This window comes from Mesorhizobium sp. M0292 (assembly GCF_040321695.1).
Classification (GTDB): Bacteria; Pseudomonadota; Alphaproteobacteria; order Rhizobiales; family Rhizobiaceae; genus Mesorhizobium.
The window spans coordinates 292,608-310,824 of record NZ_JAMYSB010000004.1 but is presented as its reverse complement, the minus strand read 5'-3'; the positions used below and the strand labels follow the sequence as shown (position 1 = coordinate 310,824).

Here is an 18,217-nt window from a genome sequence, read left to right as displayed (position 1 = left end):
CAGATCGGCCCGGTGGGTAATAACAAGGAGGGATCGATTGCGCCGCTCTGGACCATGGCCAAAAGAGGTTCGAGGCAGCGTTGCGTATGCGTCTGGCCCATCCGGAAAGCCGGTCTCTTATTCATCGCCGCGCCAGACGGGATGTGATCGACCAGGCCAACACAGACGCCGTGGGGACCGAGATGGTGCCGTCCTTGCGGCAGCGATTGACTGCGTCGCGCAGCACATGCGGTCTCTGCGAATGCCAGCCCGTTTGATGGCGCGAAATATCAGCTCAGTCGCTGGACGCCGACCCCGGCTCGGCCATCCTACGGTGCTGTTCGGCCAAAGTGCCTGCCGGCGTGACATGCGCGGCGGCGACCTGCAGCTTGTTTTTCCAACCGCTGACGACCTGTTCATCACCGGCCATCATCGCCTCGTAACCCGTCTTGGCGACATCGGCCGGATTGTCCTTTTCATCGGAGCCGACCTTGGTATCCATCATTTCAGCGCGCTCGAAGAATCGCGTCTGCGTGGGGCCAGGCATCAGCACGGTGACCGTCACGCCGCTATCTTTCAGCTCATGGCGGAGCGCGATCGAGAAGGAATCGATGAACGCCTTCGTGCCGTTGTAGACGGCCTGGAATGTTCCGGGCATGAAGCCGGCGATCGACCCGGTGAACAGGATGCGTCCGCGACCTCGCCGGGCCATCTTGGCGCCGAGTTCATGCGCCAGATAGACCGTTCCGGTGACATTGGTGTCGATGATCCGGCGGACTTTTCGCCAGTCCTGGTCGACGAAGCCGTTGCCGAGCCCGCGTCCCGCATTGAGAAACAACAGGTCGATATCGCGATCGCCGATCTGGGAGATCAACCGATCGGCGCCCTCGACGGTCGCCAGATCGGCCTCAATGGCTTCGACCGTTACATTGTGGGTTTCAAGTGCCTCTGCCGCCTGCCGGATAGCCGGCTCGTCGGCGGCGATGATCAGGTCGTAACCGTCTTTAGCGCACAGCTTTGCGAGTTCCCTTCCGATGCCACTCGAGGCGCCGGTCACCACAGCGAGTTTGGCGTCCGTCATCATATCCTCCATCTTCGTGCCATCGGAACCACGAGTGGGCACAATTGTTCCGCGGCGTTTGGGCTGGATTGATCGTGCGCTGTCATGACGGTCAGGCGACGGTCGTCGTCGCGGTCCTCGCGCGCATTCATGGATGGGCCGTTGCGACAAAAACCGTTCTACGCCATGAGAACTCGCGATGGCCTACCTTCAAAAGGCCCCCAAACGCATGGATTAAGTACTCAGAACGGATCAGTTGAAGTTGGAACAAGTGGCCCGGTTGGAAGTTCGAACCGTGCAGCGTTGTTGCCCTCCCATGTTGATGCTGCGCGATCGGGTCATCCCCTCGGCCCGATCTGCCCGCGCTTCTCCGCGCCAAAGAGAAGCGCGGGCCCCCCTCTTTTAACGGCTGTCCGGGATGGAGCGTTTTGTTACGTTGGACTAGCCGACCTCACAGGCTCGTCGTCGGTTTCGTTTGACGAGCTCTCCGAGCGCTCTAGATCATTGATGCCGGACGCAGTTGGTTCGGGCCGGGGAGGAAATCCGCGTGGCGCATCCAACGCGCGCTGTACCCCATAACGACCGTCATTTTCCGGTTGGCTGGCTGTGCTTGCTGCTGATTCTAGCCGGGTTGGCCGGATGCTCGTCTTCCAATCAGGTGGCGCAGCAATCACGAACCGCGGCCTCCGCGGCACAGACCGTATCGATGGTGCTGGATGCCTGGGTGGAGGGAGCGGCACCGTCCCCCTATGCCACGGCCGCACTGCACTCGGTCGGAAAAACGCTGGCCGATGTCGAGGCGCAAATTCGATCGGCCGAGACCCCTGAACCAGCCGGGCGAGCAGGACTGACGGCAGCAGTCAACAGTTTGTCGGTGGCGGTGGCGCATGCCGAGGCGGGATTGCGGGTGGACAATCGCACTGAGGTGAAAAGCGCACAACAGGATCTTCGGGCGGCCATGCGCTCGCTCGCCGCCGCTTACACCAGCGCTTTCGGACCAAAGCCGTGAAGAAGCTTCTGGAAATATCGCTTGGCGTCGTCACCAGTGTCGGAGGTTTCCTCGAAGTCGGGTCGATGGCTACGGCGGCGCAGGCGGGTGCCGCCTTCGGATTCCAGCTAATCTGGGCCATAGTTCTCGGCACCATATGCATCATCTTTTTGGTTGAAATGGCCGGTCGGTTCGCCGCGATGAGCCATCACACGATCTCAGAGGGCATTCGTGAAAGATTTGGGTTCAACGTCTTCCTATGGCCGTTGCTAGTCGTCCTTCTCGTCAATTTCATGGTGCTGTCCGCTGAGATCGGCGGTGTGGCCATCGCACTCGAACTTGCCACCGGCATAGGCTTCCAGTGGTGGGCACTGCCGGTGGCGTTGCTGGCATGGCTGCTGCTGTGGAAAGGCACGTTTGGCTTTATCGAGAAAGGCGTTTCGGTCCTCGGCCTCGTGACGCTGTGCTTCGTGGTTGGTGCGGTGATGTTAAAGCCCGACTGGACAGCGGTCGCTGGCAGCGCCGTGCCTTCGCTGCCGGCTCACGATGCCATCAATTACTGGTTCATGGCGGCCAGCATTCTCGGCGCGTCAATATCGCCTTATCTTTTCATGTTCTATTCCTCGGGAGCTATCGAGGACAAATGGGATGAAAGCCACCTTGGGGCCAATCGTGCCATCGCCGGGCTGGGCATGACCTTCGGTGGGACCATTTCGATCGGCGTGTTGATCGTCGCTGCTCTCGTTCTCGCGACGCGCGGCATCGACCAGGTGGACGACTATCACCAACTGCCGTTGATGCTGATCCCTATATTCGGCTTCTGGGGGTTCGTTCTATTCGTTGCCTCGCTCGCCATTGCCTGTTTCGGCGCCGCACTCGAAGTCGGGTTGCAACAGGCATATCTGGTGGCACAGGGCTTTGGCTGGACCTGGGGCGAGGATCGCAAGCCGCGCGATGATCCGGGCTTCAGTGCCGTCTATACGGCATCATTGTTTTTGGCCGCCATTCCGATCATGCTTGGCCTCGACCCACTGAGGCTGACCATCTTTTCCATGGCGGTAACGGCGGCGAGCCTTCCGCTGACGGTAGTTCCATTTCTCTTCCTGCTGAATGACGAACGCTATGTCGGCGAACATCGCAACGGCATCATTTCGAATGCCGCCGTTGTCTTCATTATCGCGCTTGCCTTCGTGCTCGCCGTGGTGACGATTCCGCTGCAGATATTCGGAGGCACATGATGGAATTGATGCGTGATCTCCTGGACAAGCAGGTGTTCGACCGCCGGCGGGTCAAGATCGGCAAGGTCGACGGAGTGGTGGCCGAGTTGCGGCGGGGCAAACCACCAAGGATTGTCGCGATAGAACTCGGCTCCATCACTTTGGCGCGCCGCCTTGGCGCGCGGCCCGGGGAATGGATGGCGCAACTGGCGACGAGGGTGGGTGGCAAACGCCACGCCGAGCCACACAGGATTGCGTGGAAAAAGGTGCAGGACAACGGGCTCGACATCGAATGTGACATCGAGGTGGGCGAGACGTCGATTTTCGCCTGGCAGGACTGGTTGCGCGATCATGTCATCGGGCGCATCCCAGGAGCGTGATGATGAGGACAGTCAACCTCGAACATCTTGCCGGGCGACGCGTGCTCTCGCAGCGTGGAAAGAGCATCGGTCACATCGAAGAGATTCTCGCCGAACAGCGTGGCGACGAGCTCGTCGTTACTGAATTCCACGTTGGCATCTACGCCGCGTTCGAGCGTCTGTCGGCTTCGACCATCGGCATCGCGATGCTCGACCTCTTTCGGCTGCGCCGCCGCGACGGCCTGTACCGCATTCCCTGGGATAAACTCGATATCTCCGATCCGGCGCGACCGCGGCTGCTATGCCCGATGACCGAGCTTCCTGGATGGAAAGGGCAAAAGGACCTTCGGGAGTAGATGGCTACGGCTCGGGAGGGCTAAGGCGCCGGCATTTTGCCGGCGAACAGCCGTTCGTGCAGATGGCGCCTCCGCAAAGATTACTGCAGGTTCTTGCGAAGGAAGATGCGGGCATGTCCTGGAATAACGAATTCGACTTTGCCGAATTCCTCAAACCCATGAAGCCGGTAGAATTGAGGCGCCTGGAAACTGCTCGTCTCGACGACGGCTCTCTTGCATCCGCGCCTAATGGCTTCCTCCTCAATCGCCATAAGAAGCTGTGATCCATAGGATCGGCCACGCAATTTTTCAGGCAAGAAGAACATGTCGAGAAACAGGAGCCCCAGTTCCGTTCTGCCCCAAATTCCACCCCAGATCTTTCCCGAGGGGTCGGTAAGCTCCGCGCCGATCACTGCCCGGTCATCGATTCCGGTTTGTTCGATGTTGTGTCGATAGAGCGCAGCGGCCGCCTGCGTTCGTGCATCCCCGTTGTGAGCCAGAGCGATTGTAAATCCTTCGGATCGAGCCGGCATGCGTTCTGCTCCTGCGTCGGAATGGTCTTGAGATTCAACCGTCAGACTAACATCAAGGCGGCCGGTTCGCTCGCAGCTCTGATCGCCGCTTCTGTTGTAACCCGTATTGCCCACATTCCGCATCGCGATCCGCGTCGGATGCATGCAGCCGCGCCCAACATATCGCTTTGGTGTTGAACAAAGCCCATCCTGCCTTGTCAGGTCTCATCACAATTCGTGCGCCGGCAAGAGTATCCACCTCGACGAAGGCTGCTGCGGATCACAATCCATTACGCCGGGAACAATGAGAAAAACCTGTCGTTGGGAAAGCGATCGCAATTCGGCGATTCAAACACGGAGACTCCAATGTTGAAGAAAATTCTAGCCGCGTCGGTGCTAACTATTGCCTTGGCCGGTTCCGCCTTGGCGCAGACAAATGGAACGGGTGCTGGCGGAACGGCTGGCACGGGTAATGGAACTGGTACTGGAACTGTTGGCAGCGGCGGCGCCGCTGGCAATGGCACTGGCAGCGGGAATGCGGCCGTGCCAACCGATCCGAATTCCACAAACTCGACTACAAAATCGAACGGCATGACCGACCGTTGCAAGGACGCCGCAGGCAATGACATCGATAACAACACTGCAAGTGGCGCAACGACCTCGACCGTGCAAAATTGCAACAAGTAGCCGATGGACCTAGCGGCTTCGGCCGCCCGAAGGCCCGCCATCAAGACAATGGCGGGCCTCCGAATACGTGCCTCGCATGCTGCCTGGATACATAGGAGCACATGTGTCCAAAGAGACCCGGCGGGCCAAACTCGATCGCTTAGCAGCCTCGATTCCGAAGCACGAATTCGAATTCCTAATGAAGATTGCAAAGCTAAGCCGTCATGACCTACTTGGCCTGATCGCTAAACACGATGGCGGCAGGGACAAGGTCTATAGGGACCTTGCGGCCCACTTGGCAGCAACTGAGGCCGCCCCGGAGCCCGTACATGAGGCGGCAGCTGACGACGGCCAAACAGCTGGAGCATCTCCAGCCACGAACTCGCCCGCCGGCAAGTGGCGGCGAAGATCATTTCGGTGCCAGCCCTGACGCTCCACGGAAGCGACGACCGTGTCGTCCTTCCAAAGTCTTCGAATGGGTTGGACGAGCATTTTACCGCGCCTTACTGACGAGTACTGCTGGATACGGCAGGCGGTAGGCGCTTTAAGGCCGGCTGCCATTCAGCTTCATCGGACATGCCGGAACCTGAAGCGCCGCCGCGCATTTCGTCTCCAGGCATCTTGCGGTAATCGCCAGGGAGAAATTCAGATGCAAACTTCAGGCGCAACTTCACAGCAAAACCTTGGCCGATTGGCCATAGAACCGTTTTCCGGCACGGTGACGGTGCGGTTTTCCGACGCCATCGTCGCAGCTACGGAGCGGGCGAAGGTCCTGCGTGAAGACGGGCACGAGCCCGTTTTCTATATCCCCTTCGAGGACATCTATTTCGATCTTTTCGAAAAGACCGACACCACCACCCGGTGCCCGCTCAAAGGCACCGCAAGCTACTGGCGTGTCCACGCCGTCGGCAGTTCTTCCGATGATTTCATGTGGGCCTACGAAACGCCCGATGCGGCTGCTCTGGCTATTGCAGGTCACGGCGCTTTCGATCCGGAAAAGGCCCGTATCGATGTCGACCCTGCCGAGGACAAGCGACACACGCCACATATCGTCGAATAGGTTTCATCAGGCAGAGTCAATCACGGTAACGACAGGCGCGATGAGCATTTTCTACCAGGCGGCAAAGATTGCGGAGGAGGTTCACGCGTCGCAGCGCGATAAGACCGGGCGGCCCTACATCGAGCATTGCCGCCGTGTCGTCGACGCTGTCGAGACAATCGATCAGAAGACTGTTGCCTACCTTCATGACGTTCTGGAGAAAGGCGAGGGCTGGACCCGCGCCAAGCTCGAAGAAGCAGGCTTCGGACCGACAATTACCGCGGCGGTCGATGCCATGTCGCGCAGGCCGGATGAGGAGTATTTCGCCTTTGTCCGGCGGGCTGCGTCGAACCCAGTGGCGCTCCCCGTAAAACGCGCCGATCTGGAGGACAACATCTGGCAGTCGAGGCAGGTCGGAGCGTCGGCGGCCAAATATGAAGAGGGCCTTCGCATACTTGACCAAGAGTTCTCCCGACAATAGTGCGCGCCCGGCGCTGGCATTGCATCTGCCGAGGCAGCCATCGCCTGCGAGAGCTTGCGGCGCACAGCACGTTTCGGCTCTCCTGGCCGTCAGTTTTTCCGCGCCGGCGTGCGCCTGAGGGTCCTCGCCTGGACCATGGAACGTGTGTTCGGGTCAAAGCTCCTCCGGAGATGGACCGCAGCGTCCCGAAAAGGAGTAACGGCCGGCTCGGAATCAGGAACTCCTCCGGCACCGGTGCGTTGACCAGCAAGCCGGGACGAGTTCCCGGCCTCCGCGGGTGGCGGGCGAGCCGCCGCCGGACCCGAACTTCTGCACAATGAAAGGTAAGGCCATGGGCTTCTTTTCGAAGGACATCAAGACACTCGACGATCTCTTCGTGCACACGCTGCGCGACATCTATTACGCCGAAAAGCAGATCGAGAAAGCGCTGCCGAAGATGATCGGCAAGGCAACCGATCCGCAATTGAAGGCCGGATTCGAAAAACACCTCGAGCAGACCAAAGGCCATATCGAGCGCGTCGAACAGGTGTTCGAATTGCACGGCGTCAAGGCCAAGGAGGTCAACTGCCCGGCGATAGACGGCATTCTGGAGGAAGCCGACGATGTGAGCGGCGACGTCGACGACAAGGAGGTTCTAGACGCGGCGCTGATAGCGTCGGCGCAGGCGGTCGAACACTATGAGATGACCAGATATGGCACGCTCATCGCCTGGGCCAAGCAGCTTGGCCGCAGTGACTGCGCCAACGTATTGGCCAAGAACCTGAAAGAAGAGCAGGCGACCGATCGCAAGCTCACCGAAATGGCGGAAAGCAAGATCAACATGCAGGCTGCCGAGTAGACCGTCCCAGGTCATGATGAGATTGGTTGAAATCTCATCATGACCTAACGCTGTTGGAGCATGATTTTTTCCAAAGCCGGCACCAATGCTGCGTTGAGTCGATCTCCATCGTTGTCCACGGAACTTTCATGACGGGCGAATCTGCCATGACTCGCGATCTGCCGACGAGTGTAAAATCGTCTTTCGGCGTTGCGTTGAGCACGGCGCCGATGGAAGCAAAGGCTGCCGACACGTTGCCGGCCGATGCTGGCCGGTGGCAATACGAACCCAAATGGGACGGGTTCCGCTGCCTGGCCTTTAAAGCCGGCGCGGCCGTGGAGTTGCGTGCAAAATCCGGCAAGCCGTTAGGGCGGTATTTCCCGGAAGTCGTCGCGATGTTGCATGAACTGAAAACAAAAGAGTTCGTGGTCGATGGTGAGATCGTCATCGAAATTGCAGGCTCTCTTTCTTTCGACGCCTTGCAGATGCGGCTGCATCCGGCGGAAAGCAGGATCCGGAAACTGTCGGTCGCGACGCCGGCAAAGCTGATCCTCTTTGACATGTTGGCGACCTCCGAGGGCGCCTTGATGCAACAGCCGCTCTCGGTTCGGCGCGCTGCACTCGAACTGTTCGTAAAGTCGGCCCGGCGAAAGGATCTCGAACTGTCTCGGGCAACGCTTGATTTGGCGGCGGCAGGCAGATGGCTTGGCCAATCCGGACAAGGTTCGACCGACGGGGTCGTTGCCAAGCTTCTCGATGACGAATATCGGCCCGGCGAGCGCGCCATGGTCAAAGTCAAGCGCCTGCGCACGGCCGATTGTGTCGTCGGAGGGTTCCGCTACCTGGCGAAGTCGCGTGAAGTTGGCTCCCTGTTGCTCGGTCTGTACAATGACCAGGGGCAACTCGACCATGTCGGGTTCACTTCGACGATCGCCCGGGAGGACAGGGCCAAGCTTACGCGACAACTTGAAGCTTTGCGATCGGCTCCTGGCTTCACGGGAAAAGCGCCGGGCGGTCCCAGTCGGTGGAGCACGGAAAGAAGCGGACAATGGGAGCCATTGCGGCCCGAACTGGTGGCGGAGGTGCGGTTCGATCATGTCACCGGGGATCGTTTCCGTCATGGCACCAAATTTCTGCGATGGCGTCCTGACAAAAGCCCGAAGCAATGCACGTTCGAACAGATACTTGGAAAATGAGGCTTGGCGAAGCGTCGGCAGGTCCACACTATGGAGACCAAATCCGTCAAGCATTCGGCGTAGCCAAATCCAGTCGCATTTCACTGGCGATCTTGAACCCGGCGGCGAGATAAACGCCTTTGCAGGAGGATGCCGGACCAAACCCGTTGTTCAGTCTGTCACTACGCCTCGCTTTGGCGGATCACGGTTCTCGTCCGGATTAGGAACTGGCACTTCGTCGGGAAGAAGATCCGGCTCAGGCTCGCGTATGTCCGGCGTCCACGTCGGCGCATCCACTGGCGGCTCTTCGGTTGGCTCTGGTTTGGGGGGCACATCTATTCTCCGGGTTTCGCTTGGGCGTGGGGTTCGGCCCGCCACAGGTCGCGCGTCGCCGCGTCTGGAGGCGAAAGGGTCTTTTCACACCCCATGTATTTTTACCGATGGCCAGCGGTCCTGGGGCTTGTCGGCGCCCGATCAGAGTCCTGCGTTCCGGCTCCTTTGAGCGCAATGTTGGCATCCGCTGCCTCTGACTCTTTGAGGACTGCCCTGTCGACGTTCTTGATCTCGGCATACGGCATCGTCCTTGGTGGCCAACGGGCAACCGCGAGAATTGTTCCGAGCGATTTAGGGGCGGCTGGGGCTGCTGTGCGGACCTTCTGGCTAGGCAGTTATCAACTATGCTGTCTTGCGTTTCGGTGAGGCTCTCTTTGTGGATCTCGCCAGCCCTTCCTGTTTGAGGCTCTTCTTCAGCACCTCAGCGAGGTTGATGACATTCTCCTGTGGCCTTGGTGCGGGCTTCGGCAGCTTCTTGCCTTTGCGCTTTGCATCGATCATGGCGATCAGCGCGTCTTCATAGGTGTCTTCAAATTTCGAGGGATCGAAGGTCGTCACTTTTTTGTCAATAAGCATGCCGGCGATTTCGAGCAGATCGGGGTCGTATTTCTGCTTGGCCAATCCATCGAACACAGTGCTTTCCGAAACCATTTCGTTGTGGTTGCGAAGCTCGGTCATCACCATCCCCTTGCCATAGGGCTGAATCAGCACTTCGCGGCCGCGCTGGTAGAGCACCACGCAGGATCGAGCGGCCACGCCCTTGTTCTTCATGGCATCGCGGATCACTCCGTATGCTTCGATTGCGGCGCCGTCGGCCGGGATCAGATAGTAGGGCTTCTCGAGATAGCGCGTATCGATATCGTCAATCGATACGAATTCGCCGACTTCGAGCGTGTGCTTCGACGTCAGCTTCAACGCCTTTATGTCGTCAGGTTCGATCTGGAGAAATTCATCCTTTTCGATCTCGAAACCCTTCACCTGATCCGCTGCATCCACCAGCTTTCCGGTCTCCTCGTCGGCGTAGACGCTCCTGACCGGCAGACCGTCCTTGCGGTTCAAAATCTTGAAATGGATCTTGGATGCTTCGCTGGTTGCGCCGACAATCTTCACGCCGCAAGTAACCGAACCAACCTTCAAGAAGCCCTTCCAGGCAGCACGTGGCGCGGCCATTTTGCGCTTATCCCGTTTCCAGCTAGGGCAACGCGTTTCCGTTCGAATTGTTCCTGCGGCGGGGGCTCGGTGCACCGTGAATGTCCGGTGGGGAAGTCCTGTCAGTCTCGACAGCCGGGCCGACGCCCTGCATCCGCAGGAACCGAACCGCACCATGAACATTGTCAGACACAGGCAGGAGAGTGTCATGCAAGTCGTTCGGACCGAAGTGGTGAATGCCAGGGCGCCAGACGGGCAGTCGGTTCGCCGGGTGATATTTTGCGGCGAGGGCGGCGACTGCGTTACGGTGGACATGGCAAACGTCGGGATACAAGCTGAAGATGACGTGCTTGCCCGCGCAAAGGCAATCCTGGTCCAGACAGCGACCTTTGATCTCGCAGCCAATGAATATGACGCGAGCAGCAACGGCAATTTCGACCAGGTCGAGATAACCTCTGCAAGCGACGGCGCCGGCGACGTATATGTCTTTGAGTATCGCGATGGCGAAACCAGCCGACGCATACCGCCGTCGAGGATGGCGAGCCTTGAGGCGGCCCGGTCCGAAGCTATCCGCTGCGCAATCGATCTTCTCGCCGACCTGCAGCCTGGCACGGACGCTCTGTCCGGCTGGCTTGTGAGGGTATCCAACGAAAACGGTGAATTGCTTTACACTGTTGATGTGGCTGAGGCCGATGCAGCGCGGCAGGCAGGCCAGTAACCCAAACCCGACGGAATCCACCAGTGGCCGCCCAAGGATTGATTCACGGACCAATAGGCGACGATGGCCTGCATCTGTGCGTCGACATGCAGCGCTTGTTTGCGCCGGGTGGACCTTGGCCCGTGCCGTGGGCTGAAAAGGTGGTCCCGGCGATCGAAGAACTGGTCGCCAGACATGCCAGCCGTACCCTGTTCACGCGCTTCATTCCTGCCGCCCGCCCGGGCGAGGCGCCGGGAATGTGGGCAAACTACTATCGTCGGTGGGCGGAGGTAACCCTTTCCAACATCGATCCGCGCCTGATCGAGCTGATGCCTCAACTTGCACGATTTGTACCGCCGGCGACGGTGGTCGACAAACACGTCTATTCGCCCTGGACCGAGGGGCGGCTCGACGCGCTGCTGAGTGGCTCCGGCGTGCGTGCGCTCGTGATCACCGGTGGCGAAACCGACGTTTGCGTTCTCGCGACCGTGCTTGGCGCCATCGATCGTGGCTTTCGCGTCATTCTCGTCACCGATGCCATCTGCAGCTCTGCCGACCAGACCCATGACGCACTGATGGAAGTCTACCATTCCCGCTTCAGTGAGCAGATTGAGGCGGCCAGCATGGCGGAGGTGTTGGAGTGTTGGCCACAACTCACTCGCTGATCTGGGGGCTTCAAGTGAAAGGGCCGACAATCGTCATTCTGGTCGGGTGGACTGTTTCAGTTGGCGGACGGCACTACAGTGAACCGGAAAACGTATAAGAACGGCACGATTGCCTGATCTGGTCGCTCGCGTGAATCAGTGTCTGGAAGCGTACAAAGCCTTGCAGAGCTATCGACAGCGCGGCCAACCGTCATAGAATGAACAGGATACAGCGCCGAAGACTAGATGCCGGCATCTAGCAATCTTTGCGAGACATCCGGCGCCTCTGCCGTCGGCCTTCCGCAGGGAGGATGATGTGCTGAAAACCGAAGTCATTGACCTTGAAACCTATAGCGCAGTCTACGCGGTGATCTCTGGCTATCGCGCTGACGACATTATCTCGACGGCGTTTGCGGTCGATGAAATCCGCGCAAGGTTTCCTGAGTGTCGCTGCGACGACGAGGAATTGGTCGGGCTTATGGTCCGTGCCATGTCCGGCAAGAAAATTGCCGTGAGCTTCGACCACCGGGTGGAACCGGTCAGGCGGCGTGCTGCGCTGCCGATCGCTTCGGAGAGCAAAGGACTGCGATAATTGGACCACCATAGGTCCGTTGCGATTTTGGAAGACGAGGCGTTTATCGCGCTCGAACGAATAGCTACGTTGCTTGACGCCCGAAACATCCCCTTTGTCGTCCATTCGGCAAGCTACGCCAATTCGGGTTTTCACGATCCGATTTTCCTTCACGGGACATGGGTCGCAAAGCCTGCCTCGCCTTCCGAGTTGCGCAACGCAATTCATGCCTGTCTGGCAATGGCAAACGGCGATGACGTGTCGTGGTCGGCTGAAGCCCGATAAATCGCAACCGCATCATGAAATCCGGCGTTCAAACCAAGGCGCAATGGTCGGCCTGGAATTCACGGCACGATGGAACAAAATGGAAAATGCCGCGTTTGGGGTCTTGCGGCGCGATCCACCATTGGCCGCGGGGGCAATTTTATCCGTATAAATCCATAGGGCTGGGAGTGGCGCTGTGACCGTGCAGGCATCCAAGAAGCAATTGGACCGTCGAAGCATCCTGAATTCTCTGAAAGCCTTCCGGCGCGGCGATTTCTCCGTCCGCATCGACAATGTTTATGAAGGCCTCGATTCCGAGATAGCTGAGACTTTCAATGAGATCGCTGATCTCAACGACCAAGTGACGCGCGAGTTCGAGCGCTTGAGCCGGGTCGTCGGCAAGGAAGGGCGGATAGGCGAGCGCGGCCGGGTTCGCAATGCCACCGGCAGTTGGGAATCCAGTGTCCGTTCAGTCAATGATCTCATAGAAGACATGGTTCAGCCAACGGCTGAGGTTGCGCGCGTTATCGGCGCCGTCGCCAAGGGCGACCTGTCGCAGACCATGATGGTCGAAATTGACGGCCGACCGCTGCGTGGCGAATTCCTGCGCATCGGCAAGATCGTCAACACCATGGTCGGCCAGTTGGCCTCCTTCGCCTCTGAGGTGACGCGCGTGGCGCGCGAGGTCGGTACGGAAGGCAAGCTCGGCGGCCAGGCCCGGGTCAAGGGCGTCGCCGGCACGTGGAAAGATCTGACCGACAACGTCAACGCGATGGCCACGAACCTGACCGGGCAAGTGCGCAACATCGCGGAGGTTACGACCGCGGTCGCGTCGGGCGACCTGTCGAAGAAGATCACAGTCGATGTCAAGGGCGAAATCCTAGAACTGAAGAACACCATCAACACGATGGTGGACCAGCTTAATTCCTTCGCTTCGGAAGTGACGCGCGTGGCGCGCGAGGTCGGCACTGAAGGCAAGCTTGGCGGCCAGGCGCGCGTTGAGGGTGTTGGTGGTACGTGGAAGGATCTGACCGACAATGTGAATTCCATGGCCGAGAACCTGACTGGCCAGGTGCGCAACATCGCCGAAGTGACGACCGCAGTGGCTTTGGGCGACCTGTCGAAGAAGATTACGGTCGACGTGAAGGGCGAGATTCTCGAGCTGAAATCCACGATAAACACAATGGTGGACCAGCTGAATTCATTCGCGGGCGAGGTCACGCGCGTGGCACGCGAGGTTGGCACCGAAGGCAAGCTTGGCGGCCAGGCGCAGGTGCGCGGCGTCGCCGGCACCTGGAAGGACCTCACCGACAACGTCAACTCGATGGCCGAGAACCTGACCGGTCAGGTGCGCAATATCGCCGAGGTGACGACGGCGGTCGCGTCGGGCGATCTGTCCAAGAAGATCACGGTCGCCGTGCAAGGCGAAATCCTGGAACTCAAGGACACCATCAACACGATGGTCGACCAACTGAACTCCTTTGCCTCGGAAGTGACGCGCGTGGCACGCGAGGTCGGCACCGAAGGCAAGCTGGGCGGCCAGGCAGAGGTGAGGGGCGTCGGCGGCACATGGAAGGATTTGACCGACAACGTCAATCTCATGGCCGCCAACCTGACTGGCCAGGTTCGAAACATCGCAGAAGTCACCACCGCCGTGGCGCGCGGCGACCTGTCGAAGAAGATCACCGTCGACGTCAAAGGCGAGATCCTGGAGCTCAAGGACACCGTCAACACGATGGTCGACCAACTGAACTCCTTTGCCTCTGAGGTCACGCGTGTGGCCCGCGAAGTGGGATCGGAAGGCAAGCTTGGTGGCCAGGCGCATGTCGAAGGCGTCGGTGGCACCTGGAAGGATCTGACCGACAACGTCAACGCCATGGCCGGCAATTTGACGGTGCAGTTGCGTGACGTGTCGAAGGTGGCAACGGCCATTGCGACCGGCGACTTGACCCAGAAGATCACCGTCGACGCGCTGGGCGAGATCTTGCAGATCAAGGACGTCATCAACACGATGGTCGACCAGCTCAATTCCTTCGCTTCGGAAGTGACGCGTGTGGCGCGCGAGGTCGGCTCCGACGGCAAGCTTGGCGGCCAGGCCCAGGTGCGCGGCATAGGCGGCACGTGGAAGGATCTGACCGAAAACGTCAACGCCATGGCGGCCAACCTGACCGGCCAGGTGCGCAACATCGCCGAGGTGACCACCGCCGTGGCGCTCGGGGACCTTTCGAAGAAGATCACCGTCGATGTCCGCGGCGAGATCCTGGAGCTGAAGGACACCATCAACACAATGGTGGACCAGCTCAATTCCTTCGCTTCGGAAGTCACGCGCGTGGCACGCGAGGTCGGCACGGAAGGCAAGTTGGGAGGCCAGGCGCAGGTGCGCGGCGTTGCCGGCACGTGGAAGGATCTCACAGACAATGTGAACTCGATGGCCGAGAATCTGACCGGCCAGGTGCGTAACATCGCCGAAGTCACGACCGCCGTGGCGCGCGGCGACCTGTCGAAGAAGATCACCGTCGATGTGAAGGGCGAAATCCTGGAGCTCAAGTCGACCATCAACACCATGGTGGACCAGTTGAACTCCTTCGCCGGCGAGGTCACCCGAGTCGCGCGTGAGGTTGGCACCGAGGGCAAGCTTGGTGGCCAGGCGCGCGTCGAAGGTGTTGCCGGTACCTGGAAGGACCTGACCGACAACGTCAACCTGATGGCGACGAACTTGACCAATCAGGTGCGCGGCATCGCCGATGTCGTGACGGCGGTCGCGCAAGGCAATCTCAGGCGCAAACTGACGGTCGACGCGAAGGGAGAGATCGCCCTGCTGGCCGACACCATCAACGGCATGATCGAGACGCTTGCCACCTTTGCCGACCAGGTGACCAACGTCGCCCGTGAGGTGGGCATCGAGGGTAAGCTCGGTGGTCAGGCGCGTGTGCCAGGTGCCGCCGGCCTCTGGCGCGACCTCACCGACAATGTCAATCAACTCGCTGCCAATCTGACCACCCAGGTGCGTGCCATCGCCGAGGTTTCGACGGCGGTGACCAAGGGCGATCTTACCCGTTCGATCAGCGTCGAAGCGTCCGGCGAGGTCGCCGCGCTAAAAGACAACATCAACGAAATGATCCGCAATCTGAAGGATCAGACGCTGAAGAATGCCGAGCAGGACTGGTTGAAGACCAATCTCGCCCGGTTTTCGCGCATGCTGCAAGGCGAGCGCGATCTTGCCACCGTCTCGCGGCTCATCATGTCCGAACTCGCTCCTCTGGTGAACGCCCAGTATGGGGTGTTCTACGTCACCAATCGCGACGAGGAGGAATCCTATCTTGAGCTGGCGGCTTCCTATGGCGCCGAGAGCAAAGCTGCCATCAAGCAGCGGCTTGATCTGCGAGAGGGCCTGGTTGGGCAAAGTGCCGCCGACAAGCGCGCCATCATGCTGGACAATGTGCCGCCAGAATTCCTTCGGGTCACATCTGGTCTTGGCAGCGCCTCGCCAGCCAATGTCATCATCCTGCCTGCCCTGTTCGAGGATGAAGTCAAAGCCGTCATCGAGCTCGCCTCGTTCGGCGAGTTTCGTGACACACACCAGTCGTTCCTCAACCAGCTCATGGAATCCGTCGGCATCGTTCTCAACACCATCGCTGCGACGATGCGCACGGAGGGCCTGCTCAAGCAGTCGCAACTGCTGACGTCGGAATTGCAAGCGCGTCAAACCGAGCTGACAAAAAAGCAGGAAGAGCTGCATGCGACGAACGAGGAGCTGCAGGAAAAGGCGCAGCTGCTCGAGAACGAAAAGAAGCAGGTCGAAAACAAGAATCTCGAAATCGAGATGGCGCGACGCGCGCTGGAGGAGAAAGCCGAGCAACTGGCACTCACGTCGAAATACAAGTCCGAGTTCCTGGCCAATATGAGCCACGAACTGCGCACGCCGCTCAATTCGCTGCTCATTTTGTCAAACCTGCTGGCGACCAACCAGCACGGCAACCTCAACGAAAAACAGGTAGAGTTCGCCCGCACCATCAATTCGGCAGGAACCGATCTTCTCAGCCTCATCAACGATATCCTCGATCTGTCGAAGATCGAGTCGGGCACTGTTTCCATCGACATCAACGATATGCCGGTGACGCATCTTCGCCAGCATATGGAACGAACTTTTCGTCAGCTGGCAGCCGACAAGGGACTTGGCTTCACCATCAAGGTCGATCCGGCGCTTCCCGACACGGTCCGCACAGATGAGAAACGCTTGCAGCAGATTGTCCTCAACCTGCTTTCCAACGCGTTCAAATTCACCTCGGAAGGCGAGGTCAGCCTGAACTTCCGGGTTGAGAAGGCCGGCCGCCGCAATGGCGCGACGCAGCCGGTGAAGGCTCTCGCGATCGCCGTCACCGACACCGGCATTGGCATTCCAGAAGACAAACAGAAGCTGATTTTCGAGGCCTTCCAGCAGGCCGACGGCACCACCAGCCGCAAGTATGGTGGCACCGGCCTTGGGCTCTCGATCAGCCGCGAGATCGCTCGCTTGCTTGGCGGCGAATTGCGGGTCGAAAGCACGCCGGGCAAGGGGTCGACATTTACCCTCATCATCCCGTTCGACGGCCCCCGCGTGACGACAGTACAGTCGACCTTGGCTCCGGCGGCGGAGGCGGTTGCTGCGACAGCTCTGCTCAGCAGTCCGCCCTCGGCAGAGCTGATCGACGACCGCGATTCAATCCTACCCACCGATCGGATCGTGTTGATCGTCGAAGATGATCCGACCTTTGGCGGGTTGCTGCTTGGCCTCGCCCGGTCGGCCGGGCTGAAAGGCGTTCTGTCGACTGCAGGTTCCGGCACGCTGGCATTGGCCCGCAAGCTCGTTCCCGACGCAATCACACTTGATCTCGGACTTTCGGATATCGATGGCTGGGTGCTTTTCGATCTGCTGCGGCATGACCAGAAGACGAGGGGAATTCCCATCCATGTCATCTCGGGTGCCGAAGACATCGACAGTCTCGCACGCAAGGGGGCGTCCAGCATTTCCACCAAGCCCGTTTCCTCGGACGAGCTGATGAAGGTGTTTCAGGATATCCACTCGAAGAAGCTCCGCGTTCAGCGCCGCGTTCTGGTCGTGGACCCTGACCCGGAGCGGCGTCTGGCGCTGGTCGAGGCAATCCGCGACGGCGTAACGTCGGTCACCGCGATCGGTCGTGTTGCGGCCAATGCAGAAGACGTTGGCCTCGCCTCCTATGATGCCGTCGTGCTCGGCTTTGGACGCTCCGCCAAGGACAACGCAAAGGCGCTGGACGAGATCACCGGCCAATTCGGCGAAGCCTTGCCGCAGCTGCTGTTCTTTACGCCTCACCCGGACGCGCTTGAACAGGTGCTGGCATTGAACCCGGCCTTGGCGGAAGCACCGCGGGCGGAGAACTTCGCTCAATTGGCGCTGCACATTTCGGCAACGCTGCCGGGAGAAGGTCGCCAAGAGGCCTGGGCAGGAACTGAACACAACGGCAAGTCCGATCTCGCCGGGGCGAAAGTTCTCATCGTCGACGACGACATTCGCAACATCTATTCGCTCACCAGTGTTCTGGAGACCTGTGACATACAGGTTCTGCATGCCGAGCGGGGCCGTGATGGCATCGCGCTTCTTGAACAGGCGCCCGATGTCGACGTGGCATTGATCGATATCATGATGCCGGAGATGGACGGCTACGAGACGATGCGGCGGATTCGCGGCACACCGGCGATTGCTCATATCCCGCTGATTTCCGTCACCGCAAAGGCGATGAAGGGGGATCGGCAAAAATGTCTGGATGCCGGGGCTTCCGACTACATCGCCAAACCCGTCGATCTGGATCTCCTGCTGGCGCTGCTTCGTGTCTGGATCGGACGTGCCCGATCCCGTGTCGAGAGCCCGGAAAAAATTCTCCTGGCAGCGAACTGACGGCCGTTCGATGCAAA

The 18,217-nt window shown here is 59.6% G+C and carries 16 protein-coding genes; 13 read left to right on the top strand and 3 right to left on the bottom strand.

Features of this window, described 5'->3' with window-relative positions; translation table 11 throughout:
• Positions 1–274: 274 nt before the first annotated feature.
• Entirely contained in the window at positions 275–1,072 is a 798-nt protein-coding gene (locus tag NKI96_RS08360; RefSeq protein WP_023696321.1) for an SDR family NAD(P)-dependent oxidoreductase, read from the bottom strand.
• Positions 1,073–1,586: 514 nt separating this feature from the next.
• On the opposite strand from NKI96_RS08360, the gene NKI96_RS08355 reads away from it, so the two are divergent.
• Genes NKI96_RS08355 through NKI96_RS08340 form a run of 4 tightly spaced genes read left to right on the top strand, consistent with a single transcriptional unit; the run spans position 1,587 to position 3,959 of the window.
• The gene (locus NKI96_RS08355) at positions 1,587–2,048 is read left to right on the top strand and encodes a hypothetical protein (protein WP_352668294.1); all 462 of its coding nucleotides are present in this window, start codon (positions 1,587–1,589) and stop codon (positions 2,046–2,048) included.
• Complete coding sequence (locus NKI96_RS08350; protein ID WP_023668066.1) at positions 2,045–3,265, top strand: NRAMP family divalent metal transporter; 1,221 nt, start codon at positions 2,045–2,047, stop codon at positions 3,263–3,265. The genes NKI96_RS08355 and NKI96_RS08350 overlap by 4 nt, the downstream gene beginning before the upstream one ends.
• Positions 3,262–3,624 carry a hypothetical protein gene (locus NKI96_RS08345; RefSeq protein WP_245260251.1) on the top strand — a complete coding sequence of 121 codons (363 nt, stop codon included), beginning with the start codon at positions 3,262–3,264 and terminating at the stop codon, positions 3,622–3,624. Before NKI96_RS08350 ends, NKI96_RS08345 begins: the two co-directional genes overlap by 4 nt.
• Before the next feature lie 2 nt (positions 3,625–3,626).
• On the top strand, positions 3,627–3,959 hold the full coding sequence (locus NKI96_RS08340) for a hypothetical protein (RefSeq protein ID WP_023681169.1): 333 nt from the start codon (positions 3,627–3,629) through the stop codon (positions 3,957–3,959).
• 80 nt (positions 3,960–4,039) lie between these two features.
• On the opposite strand, the gene NKI96_RS08335 is transcribed toward NKI96_RS08340, so the two are convergent.
• Positions 4,040–4,615 (bottom strand): GNAT family N-acetyltransferase, encoded by a 576-nt coding sequence (locus tag NKI96_RS08335; protein ID WP_245261917.1) that lies wholly within the window; start codon positions 4,613–4,615, stop codon positions 4,040–4,042.
• A 201-nt stretch (positions 4,616–4,816) separates the two neighbouring features.
• On the opposite strand from NKI96_RS08335, the gene NKI96_RS08330 reads away from it, so the two are divergent.
• From NKI96_RS08330 to NKI96_RS08310, 5 genes are all read left to right on the top strand, one after another.
• The gene (locus NKI96_RS08330) at positions 4,817–5,137 is read left to right on the top strand and encodes a hypothetical protein (RefSeq protein WP_031195797.1); all 321 of its coding nucleotides are present in this window, start codon (positions 4,817–4,819) and stop codon (positions 5,135–5,137) included.
• A 628-nt stretch (positions 5,138–5,765) separates the two neighbouring features.
• Positions 5,766–6,176 carry a DUF427 domain-containing protein gene (locus NKI96_RS08325; RefSeq protein WP_023704637.1) on the top strand — a complete coding sequence of 137 codons (411 nt, stop codon included), beginning with the start codon at positions 5,766–5,768 and terminating at the stop codon, positions 6,174–6,176.
• A gap of 40 nt (positions 6,177–6,216) precedes the next feature.
• Positions 6,217–6,636, top strand: coding sequence for an HD domain-containing protein (locus tag NKI96_RS08320; RefSeq protein WP_023681173.1), 420 nt, complete (start codon positions 6,217–6,219; stop codon positions 6,634–6,636).
• A gap of 331 nt (positions 6,637–6,967) precedes the next feature.
• Complete coding sequence (locus NKI96_RS08315) at positions 6,968–7,474, top strand: YciE/YciF ferroxidase family protein (RefSeq protein WP_023668075.1); 507 nt, start codon at positions 6,968–6,970, stop codon at positions 7,472–7,474.
• A 128-nt stretch (positions 7,475–7,602) separates the two neighbouring features.
• Positions 7,603–8,649, top strand: a complete 1,047-nt coding sequence (locus NKI96_RS08310) for an ATP-dependent DNA ligase (protein ID WP_352803715.1) — start codon at positions 7,603–7,605, stop codon at positions 8,647–8,649.
• A gap of 654 nt (positions 8,650–9,303) precedes the next feature.
• Here the strand turns inward: NKI96_RS08310 and ku are convergent.
• Positions 9,304–10,293, bottom strand: a complete 990-nt coding sequence (gene ku / locus NKI96_RS08305) for a non-homologous end joining protein Ku (protein WP_502897966.1) — start codon at positions 10,291–10,293, stop codon at positions 9,304–9,306.
• A gap of 49 nt (positions 10,294–10,342) precedes the next feature.
• On the opposite strand from ku, the gene NKI96_RS08300 reads away from it, so the two are divergent.
• From NKI96_RS08300 to NKI96_RS08285, 4 genes are all read left to right on the top strand, one after another.
• On the top strand, positions 10,343–10,828 hold the full coding sequence (locus tag NKI96_RS08300; RefSeq protein ID WP_156933725.1) for a DUF6894 family protein: 486 nt from the start codon (positions 10,343–10,345) through the stop codon (positions 10,826–10,828).
• A gap of 23 nt (positions 10,829–10,851) precedes the next feature.
• Positions 10,852–11,472: a cysteine hydrolase family protein gene (locus NKI96_RS08295; protein ID WP_023687850.1), complete on the top strand. Its 621-nt coding sequence runs from the start codon at positions 10,852–10,854 to the stop codon at positions 11,470–11,472.
• Between the two features lie 295 nt (positions 11,473–11,767).
• Positions 11,768–12,043, top strand: a complete 276-nt coding sequence (locus NKI96_RS08290) for a hypothetical protein (RefSeq protein WP_023691389.1) — start codon at positions 11,768–11,770, stop codon at positions 12,041–12,043.
• A 445-nt stretch (positions 12,044–12,488) separates the two neighbouring features.
• Entirely contained in the window at positions 12,489–18,200 is a 5,712-nt protein-coding gene (locus tag NKI96_RS08285; RefSeq protein ID WP_352803796.1) for a HAMP domain-containing protein, read from the top strand.
• Positions 18,201–18,217 lie beyond the last annotated feature (17 nt).

Bases quoted from the DNA above. Each gene is read 5' to 3' on its own strand.
- NKI96_RS08310 (WP_352803715.1), top strand. From the start codon at position 7,603: ATGACGGGCGAATCTGCCATGACTCGCGATCTGCCGACGAGTGTAAAA.
- NKI96_RS08345 (WP_245260251.1), top strand. From the start codon at position 3,262: ATGATGGAATTGATGCGTGATCTCCTGGACAAGCAGGTGTTCGACCGC.
- NKI96_RS08360 (WP_023696321.1), bottom strand. From the start codon at position 1,072: ATGGAGGATATGATGACGGACGCCAAACTCGCTGTGGTGACCGGCGCC.
- NKI96_RS08330 (WP_031195797.1), top strand. From the start codon at position 4,817: ATGTTGAAGAAAATTCTAGCCGCGTCGGTGCTAACTATTGCCTTGGCC.
- NKI96_RS08340 (WP_023681169.1), top strand. From the start codon at position 3,627: ATGAGGACAGTCAACCTCGAACATCTTGCCGGGCGACGCGTGCTCTCG.
- NKI96_RS08315 (WP_023668075.1), top strand. From the start codon at position 6,968: ATGGGCTTCTTTTCGAAGGACATCAAGACACTCGACGATCTCTTCGTG.
- NKI96_RS08335 (WP_245261917.1), bottom strand. From the start codon at position 4,615: ATGCATCCGACGCGGATCGCGATGCGGAATGTGGGCAATACGGGTTAC.
- NKI96_RS08325 (WP_023704637.1), top strand. From the start codon at position 5,766: ATGCAAACTTCAGGCGCAACTTCACAGCAAAACCTTGGCCGATTGGCC.
- ku (WP_502897966.1), bottom strand. From the start codon at position 10,293: ATGTTCATGGTGCGGTTCGGTTCCTGCGGATGCAGGGCGTCGGCCCGG.
- NKI96_RS08320 (WP_023681173.1), top strand. From the start codon at position 6,217: ATGAGCATTTTCTACCAGGCGGCAAAGATTGCGGAGGAGGTTCACGCG.